Origin of the sequence: Pseudomonas gingeri (assembly GCF_013386115.1) — a bacterium.
Classification (GTDB): domain Bacteria; phylum Pseudomonadota; class Gammaproteobacteria; order Pseudomonadales; family Pseudomonadaceae; genus Aquipseudomonas; species Aquipseudomonas gingeri.
Map to the genome: position 1 here is coordinate 121,881 of NZ_JACAOR010000002.1, position 13,690 is coordinate 135,570.

The 13,690-nt window shown below is 63.2% G+C and carries 13 protein-coding genes; 6 read left to right on the forward strand and 7 right to left on the reverse strand.

The window, feature by feature from the left end; genetic code table 11:
- The first annotated feature begins 299 nt into the window (after window positions 1–299).
- The 6 genes from HX881_RS05450 to HX881_RS05475 all read left to right on the forward strand — a co-directional run bounded on the left by HX881_RS05450 (window position 300) and on the right by HX881_RS05475 (window position 4,769).
- Window positions 300–932, forward strand: coding sequence for a TetR family transcriptional regulator (locus HX881_RS05450; protein WP_177083317.1), 633 nt, complete (start codon window positions 300–302; stop codon window positions 930–932).
- Between the two features lie 237 nt (window positions 933–1,169).
- A complete protein-coding gene (gene ureE, locus HX881_RS05455) occupies window positions 1,170–1,670 on the forward strand; it encodes an urease accessory protein UreE (protein ID WP_017125684.1) in 501 nt (166 codons plus the stop codon).
- Window positions 1,667–2,341, forward strand: a complete 675-nt coding sequence (locus HX881_RS05460; RefSeq protein ID WP_017125685.1) for an urease accessory protein UreF — start codon at window positions 1,667–1,669, stop codon at window positions 2,339–2,341. Before ureE ends, HX881_RS05460 begins: the two co-directional genes overlap by 4 nt.
- Before the next feature lie 9 nt (window positions 2,342–2,350).
- Window positions 2,351–2,965 (forward strand): urease accessory protein UreG, encoded by a 615-nt coding sequence (gene ureG / locus HX881_RS05465; RefSeq protein WP_017125686.1) that lies wholly within the window; start codon window positions 2,351–2,353, stop codon window positions 2,963–2,965.
- Window positions 2,966–2,990: 25 nt separating this feature from the next.
- Window positions 2,991–3,563 (forward strand): HupE/UreJ family protein, encoded by a 573-nt coding sequence (locus HX881_RS05470; RefSeq protein ID WP_103033011.1) that lies wholly within the window; start codon window positions 2,991–2,993, stop codon window positions 3,561–3,563.
- 72 nt (window positions 3,564–3,635) lie between these two features.
- Complete coding sequence (locus HX881_RS05475; RefSeq protein WP_177083319.1) at window positions 3,636–4,769, forward strand: AGE family epimerase/isomerase; 1,134 nt, start codon at window positions 3,636–3,638, stop codon at window positions 4,767–4,769.
- A gap of 397 nt (window positions 4,770–5,166) precedes the next feature.
- Here the strand turns inward: HX881_RS05475 and HX881_RS05480 are convergent, their stop codons facing one another.
- The 7 genes from HX881_RS05480 to amaA all read right to left on the reverse strand — a co-directional run bounded on the left by HX881_RS05480 (window position 5,167) and on the right by amaA (window position 13,554).
- Window positions 5,167–5,931, reverse strand: coding sequence for an SDR family oxidoreductase (locus HX881_RS05480; protein ID WP_017125034.1), 765 nt, complete (start codon window positions 5,929–5,931; stop codon window positions 5,167–5,169).
- An 868-nt stretch (window positions 5,932–6,799) separates the two neighbouring features.
- Window positions 6,800–7,516 carry an ABC transporter ATP-binding protein gene (locus HX881_RS05485; protein WP_017125035.1) on the reverse strand — a complete coding sequence of 239 codons (717 nt, stop codon included), beginning with the start codon at window positions 7,514–7,516 and terminating at the stop codon, window positions 6,800–6,802.
- On the reverse strand, window positions 7,513–8,388 hold the full coding sequence (locus tag HX881_RS05490) for an ABC transporter ATP-binding protein (protein ID WP_017125036.1): 876 nt from the start codon (window positions 8,386–8,388) through the stop codon (window positions 7,513–7,515). Before HX881_RS05490 ends, HX881_RS05485 begins: the two co-directional genes overlap by 4 nt.
- Window positions 8,385–9,683, reverse strand: coding sequence for a high-affinity branched-chain amino acid ABC transporter permease LivM (gene livM / locus HX881_RS05495; RefSeq protein ID WP_017125037.1), 1,299 nt, complete (start codon window positions 9,681–9,683; stop codon window positions 8,385–8,387). The genes HX881_RS05490 and livM overlap by 4 nt, the downstream gene beginning before the upstream one ends.
- Before the next feature lie 3 nt (window positions 9,684–9,686).
- Complete coding sequence (locus HX881_RS05500; RefSeq protein ID WP_017125038.1) at window positions 9,687–10,601, reverse strand: ABC transporter permease subunit; 915 nt, start codon at window positions 10,599–10,601, stop codon at window positions 9,687–9,689.
- A 173-nt stretch (window positions 10,602–10,774) separates the two neighbouring features.
- Window positions 10,775–11,908 carry a branched-chain amino acid ABC transporter substrate-binding protein gene (locus HX881_RS05505; protein ID WP_042934891.1) on the reverse strand — a complete coding sequence of 378 codons (1,134 nt, stop codon included), beginning with the start codon at window positions 11,906–11,908 and terminating at the stop codon, window positions 10,775–10,777.
- 362 nt (window positions 11,909–12,270) lie between these two features.
- Window positions 12,271–13,554, reverse strand: coding sequence for an L-pipecolate oxidase (gene amaA / locus HX881_RS05510; RefSeq protein WP_177083321.1), 1,284 nt, complete (start codon window positions 13,552–13,554; stop codon window positions 12,271–12,273).
- Window positions 13,555–13,690 lie beyond the last annotated feature (136 nt).

The following is a 13,690-nucleotide window of genomic DNA, read 5'->3' on the forward strand; positions in this document are numbered from 1 at the left end:
CTGCCGACGGTAGCGACCGCACCCCACAAGGCCAGACCCTGGCTGAAGGTGGCAACGATCGCCTGAAAGACAAAGGCCTGATCACCGAAGGCGGTGCCGATCGCCTGGCCGAACGTCACCAGTCCTTGAGCTAAGGCCATGCTGGCCTGGAACAAAGCCCGGTCCCCTGGATCGGGCTTTGACATTTCTGTAGCACCGGTTCATCGCATCACCCGCCAGTTGCATCGCCGCGTTCGACGCCGGCAAAGCTGATTTGCTAGAGTGCCCCGCTCTTGTCCTCCAGAAAAACGCCCCTCCCGATGCTGCCCCGTGCCGAACAGAAACAACAGACCCGCCATGCCCTGATGGACGCCGCGCGCCATCTGATGGAGGGTGGGCGTGGGTTTGGCAGCCTCAGCCTGCGGGAAGTGGCAAAAACCGCCGGCATCGTGCCGACCGGCTTCTATCGGCATTTCGACGATATGGACCAGCTCGGCCTGGCGCTGGTCAGCGAAGTCGGCCAGACCTTCCGGGAAACCATCCGGCTGGTCCGGCACAACGAGTTCGTCATGGGCGGCATCATCGATGCCTCGGTGAGGATCTTCCTCGATGTCGTGGCGATGAACCGCTCGCAATTCCTGTTTCTCGCCCGCGAGCAGTACGGCGGATCATTGCGCGTGCGCCAGGCCATCGGCATCCTGCGCGAACATATCAGTTCGGACCTGGCCGCCGACCTGACCTTCATGCCCAAGCTGCAGCACCTGGACCCCGCCGGCCTGGCGGTCATGGCCGACCTGATCGTCAAGAGCGTGTTCGCCACCCTGCCGGAAATCATCGACCCGCCCCTCGAACCGCTGCCCGAGCACCTGACGCCGCAAGCCAAGATCACCCAGCAACTGCGCTTCATCTTTATCGGCTTGAAACACTGGCAGGGCCTGGGCAGCACCGAGTAACGCAGCCCGGGGGAGCGAACCCGTGGGAGCGGGCTTGCCCGTGAAGGTGCCCCGGAGCGAAAGACGCACCGGAACAGAGCCAAAAATCCCATCGCGCACCATCTTGAAACATTCAGAAACACCGCTACGCTCCCTTTTCAGGCGCTCCGTGCTTTCTGACAGGGCTTTCCTACGTTTCGCCCGATTGGCAAGCCCCTTGCTCTAGCTCAAGCATTGCTCACTGCTGGAAGCCTCCCGATGCTGGTGATTCATAGAAGAATCGAACCTCAGCCCACCTGGGCCGCCGAGTTGCACCTGAACTTCGAAGCCCGCAGCAAAAGCCGCCTGCGCTGTTTCAGCGCCGAGGGTGAAGATGTCGGACTGTTCCTCGAACGCGGTCAGCCCCCCCTGTACGACGGCGAATGCCTGGAAGCCCAGGACGGCCGTATCGTGCGGGTCTGCGCCCGGCCCGAACAACTGCTGCATGTCACCTGCAGCAATGCCTTCGAACTGACCCGCGCGGCCTATCACCTGGGTAACCGCCATGTCGCCCTGCAAGTCGGCGATGGCTGGCTGCGCCTGCTCGACGACTATGTGCTCAAGGCCATGCTCGAACAGCTCGGCGCCCGGACCGAAACCCTCGAAGCCCCGTTCCAGCCGGAACACGGCGCCTATGGCGGCGGCCATCACCACTCCCGACATGGCGACGAGGACTTCAACTACCCGCCGCGCCTGCACCAGTTTGGTGTCCGCACATGAATCCGGCCTGGGCGCTGCTGCGCCTGGCCAGCCCGCAATTACCGATTGGCGGCTACAGCTACTCCCAAGGGCTGGAAATGGCCGTGGAGCAGGCCCGGGTCACGGATCCGGCCAGCGCCCGGCGCTGGATCAGCGACCAGTTGCTGCTCAACCTCGCCCGTTTCGAAGCGCCGCTGCTGCTCGCCCATTGCAACGCGGCAGCCGCCGCCGACTGGGCCACGCTGCGGCAACTGGGCGAAGAACACCGCGCCAGTCGTGAAACCCGAGAGCTGTATCAGGAGAGCCGGCAAATGGGCTATTCCCTGCAACAGTTGCTCAATGGCCTGCCGGAACTCGATGACGCCGCCCGCGCCTTTCTCGCCGGGCAAGCCGAACCGCACCTGGCCCTCGGCTGGGCCCTGGCCGCCCGGGCCTGGCGGATCAGTCCCCAGGATGCCCTGGCCGCCTGGCTGTGGAGCTGGCTGGAAAACCAGCTGGCGGTGCTGATGAAAACCCTGCCCCTGGGCCAGCAGGCCGCCCAGCGCCTGACCAGCGAACTGCTGCCGCTGCTGCAGCAGGCGCAGCAATCGGCCACGGCACAAGATCCGCGACAAATCGGCAGCGCCGCCTTCGGCCTGTCCCTGGCGTGCATGGCCCATGAGCGCCAGTACAGCCGCCTGTTTCGTTCCTAGGAGAGAAAAATGAACGCACAACCCTTGCGTGTCGGTATCGGTGGCCCCGTCGGCTCCGGCAAGACCGCCCTGACCCTGGCCCTGTGCCTGGCCCTGCGCGACCGCTACAACCTGGCGGTGGTCACCAACGACATCTATACCCGCGAGGACGCCGACTTCCTGGTGCGCAACGAAGCCCTGGCGCCCGAGCGGATCATCGGCGTGGAGACCGGTGGCTGCCCGCACACGGCGATCCGCGAGGATGCCTCGATCAACCTCGAGGCCGTGGACCAGTTGAACCGGCGCTTCCCGGGCCTGGACCTGATCCTGGTGGAATCCGGCGGCGACAACCTGTCGGCGACCTTCAGCCCGGAACTCTCTGACCTGACGATCTATGTGATCGATGTCTCGGCCGGCGACAAGCTGCCGCGCAAGGGCGGGCCGGGAATCTGCAAGTCCGACCTGCTGGTGATCAACAAGATCGACCTCGCACCGCTGGTGGGCGCCTCCCTGGAAATGATGGATGGCGACACCCGGCGGATGCGCGGCGACAAGCCGTTCGTGTTCAGCAACCAGAAAACCGGGCTCGGCCTGGATGCCATCGTGGCCTTTATCGAACGTCAGGGCCTGCTGACCGCCGCCTGATCCATCAACAACGAGGAATCCGTACATGACACTCAAGAAGCTTTTCGGCGCCGTTGCCCTGCTGCTCACTCCGGCCCTGGCCTTTGCCCACCCCGGACACGGGGACAGCGGCCTGCTCGCCGGGGTGGAACACCCGATCGGCGGCATCGACCATTTGCTGGCCATGCTGGCAGTCGGTCTCTGGGCCGCGCAACAACGGGGTGCGGCGCGCTGGGCGCTGCCGTGTACCTTTGTCGGCACCATGCTGATCGGCGGCGTGCTCGGCTTCGAAGGCCTGCAGTTGCCGGCGCTGGAAAGCGGCATCGCCGCCTCGGTACTGGCCCTGGGCCTGGCCGTGGCGCTGGCGGTACGACCACCGTTGAGCCTGGCCATCGGTGCAACGGCCGTGTTCGCCCTGTTCCATGGCGTCGCCCATGGCCTGGAATTGCCGGAGATGTCGAGCCCCTGGGCCTACGCCGCCGGTTTCGTGATGGCGACAGCCGCCCTGCATGCGCTGGGTTATGTCGTGGTACGGGTATTGCCGCAAGCCGCGGCACCGCTGGTACGACTGGCCGGCGCGGCTTCGGCGGCGACCGGGGTCTGGTTGCTCGCGGGCTGAGAATCATAGTGTCCAGGCTGGCCTGCCTGTTACCATGTCGCGCAAACGCCCTTGCCCTGACGACGCCAGCCGATGCCCGATGTTTCCAGCTCTGCCTCCCAGCCTGAATTGACCGCCCTGTTCGCCGCGCTGCAACGGCACTTTCGTCAGGTGATCGTGCCCCTGTGGCAAGGCCCGGGGTGGAATGCCGAACTGGCATTGCCCTATGAAGCGCTGGACGCCGGCCATCGCCCGCTGCCCCCGCAGCGCTATCGCGCGATGGCCTGTGCCCGCCAGCTGTATCTGTTCTCCAGCCTGATCGGCGACAGCGCCTTCCCCGACGCCGCCGGTCGCGCCGCGGCGTTGTTCCGTTCGCTGCAACGGCATTTCCACGATGCCGAGCATGGCGGCTGGTTCTACAGCATCGATCCGCAAGGCAAGCCGCTGGATACGCGCAAGGACCTCTACACCCACGCGTTCATCCTCTTCGCCTGCGCCCATTACTGGGACAAGGTCCGCGAACCGCTGGTGGAGTCGGTGCTCAACGCCGTCCTGGAAGTGATCGCCGTGCGCTTCGCCAATGGCGACGGCCTGTATGAAGCCAGCCTGGATCGCGACTGGTCGCCCCTGGGCAGCGGGCCGTTGCAGAACCCGTTGATGCACCTGGCCGAAGCCTTTCTGGCGACCCTGTCGGTACGCGAGGATGCAGCGACGCAAAGCGCGCTGCTGGCCCTGGCCGCCGGCATGCAGCAACGTTTTATCGACCGCCAGCACGGCGTGATGCTGGAGAAACCGCTGGGGGCTGTGGATAACTGGTTCGAACCCGGCCATCAATTCGAATGGCTGTTCCTGCTGGAGTCATCTCCCCTGCTTCGCGACACGCCGCTGCATGGCTCGCTGGATCGCGCGTTCGCGTTCGCCGAGCAGTCGGGGGTCGATCCGCACAGCGGTGCGGTCAGCGGCATGCTCGCGCTCGATGGCACCGTGCGCGATGGCACCCGGCGGATCTGGGCCCAGGCCGAATACCTGCGGGCGTTGACCCTGCGTGTGGATAACTCGGCCCGCCTGCAGCGTCAGCTGACCGCCTTGCAGCAGCACTTCATGCATCCGGGCGGCTGGCACGAATGCCTGGACGCGACAGGCGTGGTCAGCCGCGAGGACATGCCATCGACCACGCCTTACCATCTGGCGACCTGCCTGTACGGCCTGGCCGACTATCTGCGCTGACCGGCTCCTACAGGGTCCGGGTTAACACCGGATATCGGGTGCACCCGAAGACTTGTAGGAGCTGGCTTGCCAGCGATGAGGCCATCAAGCCATTCGCCGCCCGTGCGGACGCCATCGCCAGCAAGCCGGCTCCCACAGGGTCCGGGTTAACACCGGATATCGGGTACAGCCGAAGACTTGTAGGAGCTGGCTTGCCAGCGATGAGGCCATCAAGCCATTCGCCGCCCGTGTGGACGCCATCGCCAGCAAGCCGGCTCCTACAGGGTCCGGGTTAACACCGGATATCGGCTACACCCGAAGACTTGTGGGAGCTGGCTTGCCAGCGATGAGGCCATCAAGCCATTCGCCGCCCATGCCGACGCCATCGCCGGCAAGCCGGCTCCTACAGATCCCTTGATCAGCCCTTGTTGCGCTCGATGGCGAACCCGGCCCAGGTCTGGCTCACCGGCATCAGCTCTAGGCTGTTGATATTGACGTGGGCCGGGGTGTTGAGCACCCAGAAGATGGTGTCGGCGATATCCTGCGGCTGGATCGGCTCGGCGCCGGCGTAGGTCGCGTCATACCGCGCCTGGTCACCGGCGAAGCGCACCAGCGAGAACTCGCTCTCACACAGCCCCGGCTCGATATTGGTCACCCGCACGCCCGTGCCCTGCAGGTCGCAACGCAGGTTCAGGGAGAACTGTTTGACGAATGCCTTGCTCGCGCCATACACATGGCTGCCCGGGTACGGGTAGTTGCCGGCAATCGAGCCCAGGTTGATGATCCCGGCGCCACGGCCATGGGCGATCAGCCGCGGCAGCAGCAGGCGGGTGCTGTACATCAGGCCCTTGATGTTGGTATCGACCATGGTGTCCCAGTCGTCCAGGTCGCACTTGGGCGCCGGGTCCACGCCCAGGGCCAGGCCGGCGTTGTTGATCAGCCCGCGCAGGGTGCTGAAACTCGGCGGCAGGTTGGCGATGGCGGTTTCCATGGCCTTGCGGTCACGCACGTCGAGCACCAGGCCATGGACTTCGGTCTGCTTGGACAACTCGGCGCAGAGGGCGTTGAGGCGCTCTTCGCGACGCCCGGTCAGCACCAGTTTCCAACCGGCCTCGGCAAAACGGCGGGCACAAGCCTCGCCAAAACCCGAAGTGGCGCCCGTGATAAACAGCGTGGATGTCATCATGTTCTCCTTGCTCGGCCTGGTTACAGCCAGAAATAAAGTCGGTCGTTGCCCAGCATGCCCGGCCTGAGTGAGGCCAGCAACTCTACCCGTTCGCCACGCCCTCCCCGGCGTCACTGTACAAAAAACGATCAATCACCGCCAAGACAGGCGGGCCGGGCCCTGGCGCCTGATGTGCGCACCTTATCCACAGTCCCGTCCACAGTCTCTGGGGGCAAGTCGAAAGGCGTCGAGCCCTCTATCCACAAGGCTTGCGGCCCTGTTTCAAAAGTTTTTTGCTTGACCCCGGACGACCCCGTATGCAGCGGTCGCCGGAACAGCTCATCCGGCCGATTTCAAAGGGGTGGCTCCAGGCCAGTAACTACGCTGCTCGCGGCGGTCTTTCCAGAGTTTGCCCACAGAGTTATCCACAGGCTGGACAACTCCTTTCCGGCACGGGTTGCACAGCAACAAATCTGTTGACAAATACCTCAGAGACTTGCGCAAAAACCACTGATCAAAAAACATACAACAGGCTATAAGCCACGATTTCAAAGGCCTGTAGCGAGGTACTCCCACGTTACCCACAGCCACCTCCACAGCAAACGGGGACAAGTCAAAACTGTGACAAAACAACTGTTTGCAGCGGCTTTATGTCGCGTTTTACGAAGTTTCCAATTTTGTTGTCCACAATTTCGCGGCGCCGCTGTGGATATGAAAAACGCCCCGGATCCGAGGATCGCGGGGCGCTTCAAGGTTGCACATAACCTGTAGGAGCCGGCTTGCCGACGATGGCGTCCTTTTGGGCGCCGCAAGACTTGCTGGCCTCATCGCTGGCAAGCCAGATCCTACAGTGACCGTGCCCTGCTGTTACCTATCCGGTAAAGGCTTAATGCCCGCCCAGATAAGCGTTACGCACCTCCTCGTTGACCAGCAGTTCCTTGCCGGTGCCACTGAGGCGGATCTGTCCGTTGACCATCACATAGGCCCGGTCCGACAGCTTGAGCGCGTGGTTCGCATTCTGCTCCACCAGGAAGATGGTCATGCCCGAGGCCGCCAGTTCTCGCAGGGTGGCGAAGATCTGCTTCACCACGATCGGCGCCAGGCCCAGGCTCGGTTCATCCAGCAGCAACAGCTTGGGCCGGCTCATCAGGGCCCGGGCAATGGCGAGCATCTGCTGCTCGCCACCGGACATGGTCATGGCCCGCTGGTTGCGCCGCTCCTTGAGCCGGGGGAACAGCTCGAACATGCGCTGCATATCCTCGGCGGCGAACTGGTCGCCAATCGGGATGGTGCCCATCAGCAGGTTCTCTTCCACGGTCATGTCGGGGAACACCCGCCGGCCTTCCGGCGACTGGGCAATGCCGTTGGAAGCGATGTAGTGGGAGGACTTGTGGGTGATATCGACGCCACGGTAGAGGATCTGCCCACTCGCCGCCCGGGGCTGGCCGAAGATCGACATCAGCAGCGTCGACTTGCCCGCGCCGTTGGAGCCGATCAGGCTCACGGTTTCGCCTTCGTCGATATGCAGCGAGACTTTTTTCAGGGCCTGGATCGGACCGTAGAACACGTCCAGATCCTTGAGTTCGAGGATAGGTTGACTCATACCAGCTCCTCTTCGTCCGCACCCAGGTAGGCCGCGATCACTTTCGGGTCGTTGCGGATCGCCTCGGGCCCGCCCTGGGCGATCACGTTGCCGTGGTCCAGCACCACGATGTGGTCGGAAATGCTCATTACCATGCCCATGTCGTGTTCGATCAGCACCACGGTCAGATCGTGCTCGTCGCGCAGCAGCCGGATCATCGCGCTCAGCGCTTCGGTTTCCTGAGGGTTGAGGCCGGCCGCCGGCTCGTCGAGGCAGATGATCTGCGGCCGCGTGCACATGGCCCGGGCGATTTCCAGGCGACGCTGCTGGCCATAGGAAAGCTCACCGGCCAGGCGGTTGGCGCAGTCCACCAGGTCGACCACTTCCAGCCAGTAGAACGCCGTGTCCAGCGCGTCGCTCTCGGCCTGGCGATAGCCCCTGGTGTTGAGGATGCCGGCCAGCATGTTGCGATTGACCCACATGTGCTGGGCCACCAGCAGGTTTTCCAGCACCGACATTTCCTTGAACAGACGGATGTTCTGGAAGGTCCGCGCCAGTCCCGCCCGGTTGACCAGGTGGGTACCGCCGAACATCTTGTAGTAGAGCCGGCTGGCGAAGGTCTTCGGCGACACGAAGTCGCTGACGCGGAAAGACTCGCCGAGCAGCTTGATGACATTGGTCACCTCGCCACGGGTATTGAGCTCGATGCGGCCGCCGGAGGCCTTGTAGAACCCGGTCAGGCAGTTGAACACGGTGGTCTTGCCGGCCCCGTTGGGACCGATCAGGGCGAAGATCGAGTTGCGTTTGACTTGCAGGCTGACGTCGCTGAGGGCCTTGATCCCACCGAAGTGCATCATCAGCTTCTCGACCGACAGAATGATTTCATCGTTCATTGCGCGGCTCCCTCGTGCAAAGCGCCTTTACGCGGGGTGACACCGGTCCGGCTGATGCGGATCAGGCCACGGGGGCGCCAGATCATCATCAACACCATCAAGACGCCGAACAGCAGCACGCGGTATTCGGCGAAACTGCGCAGCAACTCCGGGGCGACGGTCAGGACAAACGCTGCGATCACCACGCCGATGGTCGAGCCCATACCGCCGAGCACCACGATGGCGAGGATCAGCGCCGATTCGAAGAAGGTGAACGAGGTCGGGTTGACGAAGCCCTGGTAGGTGGCGAAGAACACCCCCGCCAGACCTGCCGTCGAAGCACCGAGGGTGAACGCCGAGAGTTTCACCAGCACATGGTTCAGGCCCATGGCGCGGCAGGCGATTTCGTCTTCACGCAGGGCTTCCCAGGCGCGACCGACCGGCATGCGGGTCAGGCGGTGCTTGATGTAGAGCACCGCCAGCACCACCAGGAACAGCACCGCGTAGATGAAGTAGAACTTCACGTCCGGGTTGTAGGCGATCCCGAAGAACTCGTGGAACGGAATCCCGCCCTCCTTGGCCCGCTTGCCGAACTCCAGGCCGAAGAAGGTCGGCAGCGGCGCCGGCATGCCGTTGGGGCCACCGGTCAACGACAGCCAGTTGTTGAGGATCAGGCGGATGATCTCGCCAAAGCCCAGGGTCACGATGGCCAGGTAGTCACCATGCAGGCGCAATACCGGGAAACCGAGGATGCAGCCGGCCATCGCGGCTGCGATCGCAGCCAGCGGCAGCACGGTCCAGAACCCCAGCCCCAGGTATTGATAACCCAGTGCCAGGCCATAGGCACCGATGGCGTAGAAGGCCACGTAACCCAGGTCGAGCAGGCCCGCCAGGCCGACCACGATGTTCAGGCCGAGCCCGAGCAGCACGTAGATCAGGCCGAGGATCACCACCCCCAGCAGGTAGGAGTTGGAGAAGAACGGGAAGATCACCGCAATCGCGATCATCAGCGGGATGATCCAGCGCAGACGCGACTTGTAGTCCGGCGCCAGCACGTGCACGCCCGAGCCGCTGCTCTCGAAACCGTCGAGAATGCGCAGGCCCTTCGACGTCTGCAGGAACAGGCTGAGGGCAAAGCGGCCGAGCATGACGATTGCCACCAGCCAGGCAACGCGGGTCGGTTCCAGGTTGAAGCTGTAGCCCTCCAGGACGATCCCGACGATGGGACCGAAGACGATCAGGGCAATCAGGCCGGCAAGAATGGCATCCACCAGGCTTTTTTTGATATCGAGCGATTTTTTAGTGGCTGAGGACATTGCTTACACCTTCGACACAAGAGGACGGCCGAGCAGGCCTTGCGGCCGAAAGACCAGGACCAGGACCAGCAGCGAGAAGCTGAAGACGTCCTTGTAGTCCGAGTTGACCAGGCCGGAGAACAGCGACTCGGAAATCCCGAGGATCACCCCGCCCAGCATCGCGCCCGGCAACGAGCCGATGCCGCCGAGCACCGCGGCGGTAAACGCCTTGATCCCGATGACGAAGCCGGCATAGAAGTCGAAGGTGCCGTAGTTCATGGTGATCAGCACGCCGGCCAGGGCCGCCATGGCCGCGCCGATGACGAACACATAGGAGATCACCCGGTCGGTGTTGATCCCGAGGATCGAGGCCATCTTGCGGTCTTGCTGGGTCGCGCGGCACATGCGACCGAGCTTGGTGTACTTGATGACATAGGTCAGCAGGCCCATGCCGAGGAACGCGGCGATCAGGATAAAGACCTTGGTGTAGGTCAGCTGGACGAAGCCGGTACCGACCTCGATGCGCCAGGCGCCGGTGAGCAGGGTCGGAACCCCTTGCTGTTTCGGACCCTGGGCGATCTGTGCGTAGTTCTGCAGGATCAGCGAAATACCGATGGCGCTGATCAGCGGGGCCAGGCGGGTGGAGTTGCGTAGCGGTTTGTAGGCGATGCGTTCGATGGTCCAGCCATAGACGCCGGTGACGACGATGGTGAAGATCAGGGTACCGAGCATCAGGAGCGGGAAGGATTCAATACCGAAGTAAGCCAGCAGAGCCAGACTGATTGCCGCGAGGTAAGCGGAAATCATGTAAACCTCGCCGTGGGCGAAGTTGATCATGCCGATGATGCCATAGACCATTGTGTAGCCGATGGCGATCAGGCCATAGACCGACCCGAGGGTCAGGCCGTTGACCAGTTGCTGCAGGAAAATACCATCCATAACGCAATCTCACGCATTTGGAGAGACTGCACGCAGGCGCACCGCGACGGACCGGGGTTCAACCACCGCCGCAGCACAGCCATGTGCAGTTCTACGAGAAAAGACAGGTACTGCACGAACACGCATGACGACCGGCCGGCCCCCGCGGGCGCCGGCCGGATCAGGCCTTCATGTCACTTCTGTTTTTCCAGCTGATGGTATTTGCCGGTGTTGTCCCACTGATAAACCACGTAGTCGGAGACTTTCAGGTCGCCCTTGGCGTCCCAGGTCTTTTCGCCCATCACGGTCTTGACCGGGTGCGATTTCAGCCATTTGGCCGCATCTTCGCCCTTGTTCGACTTGGCGCCGTTGAAGCCGGCGGCCAGTGTCTGGATCGAAGCATAGGCGTACAGGGTGTAGCCTTCAGGCTCGGTGCCGGCCTTGCGGAACTGCTCCACGACCGCCTTGCTGTCCGGCAGCAGGCGCGGGTCGGCGCCGAAGGTCATGTACACGCCATCGACGTATTGCGGGCCACCAGCGGTGGTCACCAGTTCGTCGGTCACGACACCGTCGTCAGACATGAACTTGACGTCCTTCAGGCCTTCGGTGCGCAGTTGCTTGACCAGCGGGCCGGCTTCCGGGTGCAGGCCGCCGAAATAGACCACGTCGGCACCGGCCGCGCGGATCTTGGTGACCAGGGCGCTGAAGTCCTTCTCGCCACGAGTCAGGCCTTCATAAAGCACCGGCTTCACGCCACGCTTTTCAAGCTGCGCCTTGGTGGCATCCGCCAGGCCCTGGCCGTAGGTGTCCTTGTCGTGGATGACCGCGACTTTCTTGCCCTTGAGCACATCGACGATGTAGTCGCCGGCGACGATGCCCTGCTGGTCGTCACGTCCGCACATACGGAACATGGCGCTCAGGCCGCGCTCGGTCACCTGCGGGTTGGTGGAGCCGGGGGTGATCGCGATGATGCCCGCCTCGTCGTAGATTTCCGACGCCGGGATGGTCGAGGACGAGCAGAAGTGCCCGACGACGCCGGCCACTTTCTGGTTGGCCAGGTCCTTGGCGACCGTTACCGCCTGTTTCGGTTCGCAGGCGTCGTCGCCCTTGACCAGGACGATCTTCTCGCCGTTGACACCGCCCGCCGCGTTGACCGCATCGGCCGCCGCTTGTGCACCTTTCATGTACTGCTCGCCAAAGGCGGCGTTGGCACCGGTCATGGGACCTGCCACGCCAATCTTGATATCAGCCTGAGCAAACGCAGAAACACCCAACGCAGCAGCCACTGCGAGGGCTACAAAGCCTTTCTTGTAAAACGTCTGGGACATGAGGTGGTGCTCCAAGGTTTTTTTAGTTGGCACTGCGACTTCACTGAATGCTCAGAGCAAGGGGCGTGCCATAGGTTTTTTGTTCTGCAAAAAGTCGCTGTCTTATTGTTTTATGGACTGTTTCGGGCCCTTTTTAACTGGGCGTGCAACCGTCTAAACCGCGGAAGGTGAAACCCATTTTTTCAAAAGGTGCAACCTAAAGGTGCCACTACTGCAACCACCGCACCGAAAGGCGTGCAACCGCCCTGTAACAACGTGCGTCACCGAAGTGCACACTCACAGTGCGCGACTGCTACATCGCGCACCATTACAGGCTAGCTGCATTGGGTAAAAGCGCCGTCCGTATTGGCGCTTTTGTTGTATCAAATCACTATGCGCAGGCACTGGCCCGCGTGATACAGCGAGAATCCGGCCTCGTACAGACAACTGCGCAGCCCCACCGCCAGGACCGGACGCATCGGCGCGAAGGGAATCGGCAGGGCCTGAGGATTTCCGTTACACAGGTAATCGGCGAATGCCTTGCCGACCACCGTTCCGGTGGTAACGCCGCGACCGTTGTAGCCGGTGACTGCCACTAAACCGGGCGCCGGCTCGAACAGGCGCATCAGGTGATCGGGGGTAAAGGCGATGCAGCCGGTCCAGGTGCACTCCCAATCGACCTTTTTCAGGTAGGGGAAGTAGTGCTGCTGCACCCGATCGGCCCAGGCGCGCAGGAACCACGCGGGTTTCTGATTACCGTTGCCGAGGCTGCCCAGCAGCAGCCGACCGTCGGCATCGCGACGGATGCTGCTGAGCACCTGGCGGGTGTCCCAGGAGCCCTGCCCGCCCGGCAGGATCTGCCGCGCGGCGTCTTCGGTCAGCGGGCTGGACGCGACCTGATAGTAGTAACCGGGAAAGAAATTGCGCCGCAGCTCGGTCCATTCGCCCTCGGTGTAGGCGTTGGAGGCCATGACCACCTGCTCCGCGCTGACCGCGCCATCGGCCGTCTGCACCGACCAGCGCTGGCCCTGGCGCTCCAGGCGGGTGACCGGAGAATGATCGAACAGTTGACCACCGAGCCCGGCAGCCGCCCTGGCCAGGCCCGAGGTGTAGGCCATGGGGTTGAGGGTGCCGGCGCGCCGATCGAGCAAGGCGGCGGCGATCTTCCTGGTCCCGGTGGCGGTTTCGCAGGCGCTGCCGGTCAACAGTTCCACCGGCGCCCCACGACGCTTCCATTGTTCTTCGCGGCTACGCAGGTCGGCCTCGCCACGGGCATTGTGGGCCATGTGCAAGGTGCCTTCGCGGCGCAACTGGCAATCGATGGCATATTTGTCGACCAGGCTGAACACCAGGGCCGGGGCGGCACCGAGCATGCGATTGAGCTGGCTGCCCACCGCTTCGCCGAAACCGGCCTCGATCTCGTCCGGCGGGATCCACATCCCGGCATTGACCAGCCCGACATTGCGCCCGGAACCGCCATGGCCGGTGCGATGGGCTTCGAGCACGCAGACACGCTTGCCTTGTTCCAGCAGATGGATCGCGGCGGACAGGCCGGTGATACCGGCACCGATCACACAGACATCGACGCTCAGCTCACCCTTGAAGCGCGCCGCCTCAGGTCGCTGCGGCGTCAGTTTTTCCCATAGACACTCTTCGCGTAACGGCATTGCCAGACTCCGAAAATGAAACCCAACAAACTCCTGGACTTGATACGCCCCCCTGTAGCAGCGGGCTTGCCGGCGAAACTGCTGGCGCCCCTGAAGACGCCATCGCCAGCATGCCGGCTCCTGCAGTGTCCGCACC

What these genes read in the sequence shown, in the direction of transcription:
- HX881_RS05480 (WP_017125034.1), bottom strand. Translation starts at nt 5,931, where the DNA reads ATGACATCCACGCTGTTTATCACGGGCGCCACTTCGGGTTTTGGCGAG.
- ureG (WP_017125686.1), top strand. Translation starts at nt 2,351, where the DNA reads ATGAACGCACAACCCTTGCGTGTCGGTATCGGTGGCCCCGTCGGCTCC.
- HX881_RS05500 (WP_017125038.1), bottom strand. Translation starts at nt 10,601, where the DNA reads ATGGATGGTATTTTCCTGCAGCAACTGGTCAACGGCCTGACCCTCGGG.
- HX881_RS05460 (WP_017125685.1), top strand. Translation starts at nt 1,667, where the DNA reads ATGAATCCGGCCTGGGCGCTGCTGCGCCTGGCCAGCCCGCAATTACCG.
- HX881_RS05475 (WP_177083319.1), top strand. Translation starts at nt 3,636, where the DNA reads ATGCCCGATGTTTCCAGCTCTGCCTCCCAGCCTGAATTGACCGCCCTG.
- amaA (WP_177083321.1), bottom strand. Translation starts at nt 13,554, where the DNA reads ATGCCGTTACGCGAAGAGTGTCTATGGGAAAAACTGACGCCGCAGCGA.
- ureE (WP_017125684.1), top strand. Translation starts at nt 1,170, where the DNA reads ATGCTGGTGATTCATAGAAGAATCGAACCTCAGCCCACCTGGGCCGCC.
- HX881_RS05450 (WP_177083317.1), top strand. Translation starts at nt 300, where the DNA reads ATGCTGCCCCGTGCCGAACAGAAACAACAGACCCGCCATGCCCTGATG.
- HX881_RS05505 (WP_042934891.1), bottom strand. Translation starts at nt 11,908, where the DNA reads ATGTCCCAGACGTTTTACAAGAAAGGCTTTGTAGCCCTCGCAGTGGCT.
- HX881_RS05490 (WP_017125036.1), bottom strand. Translation starts at nt 8,388, where the DNA reads ATGAACGATGAAATCATTCTGTCGGTCGAGAAGCTGATGATGCACTTC.
- livM (WP_017125037.1), bottom strand. Translation starts at nt 9,683, where the DNA reads ATGTCCTCAGCCACTAAAAAATCGCTCGATATCAAAAAAAGCCTGGTG.
- HX881_RS05470 (WP_103033011.1), top strand. Translation starts at nt 2,991, where the DNA reads ATGACACTCAAGAAGCTTTTCGGCGCCGTTGCCCTGCTGCTCACTCCG.
- HX881_RS05485 (WP_017125035.1), bottom strand. Translation starts at nt 7,516, where the DNA reads ATGAGTCAACCTATCCTCGAACTCAAGGATCTGGACGTGTTCTACGGT.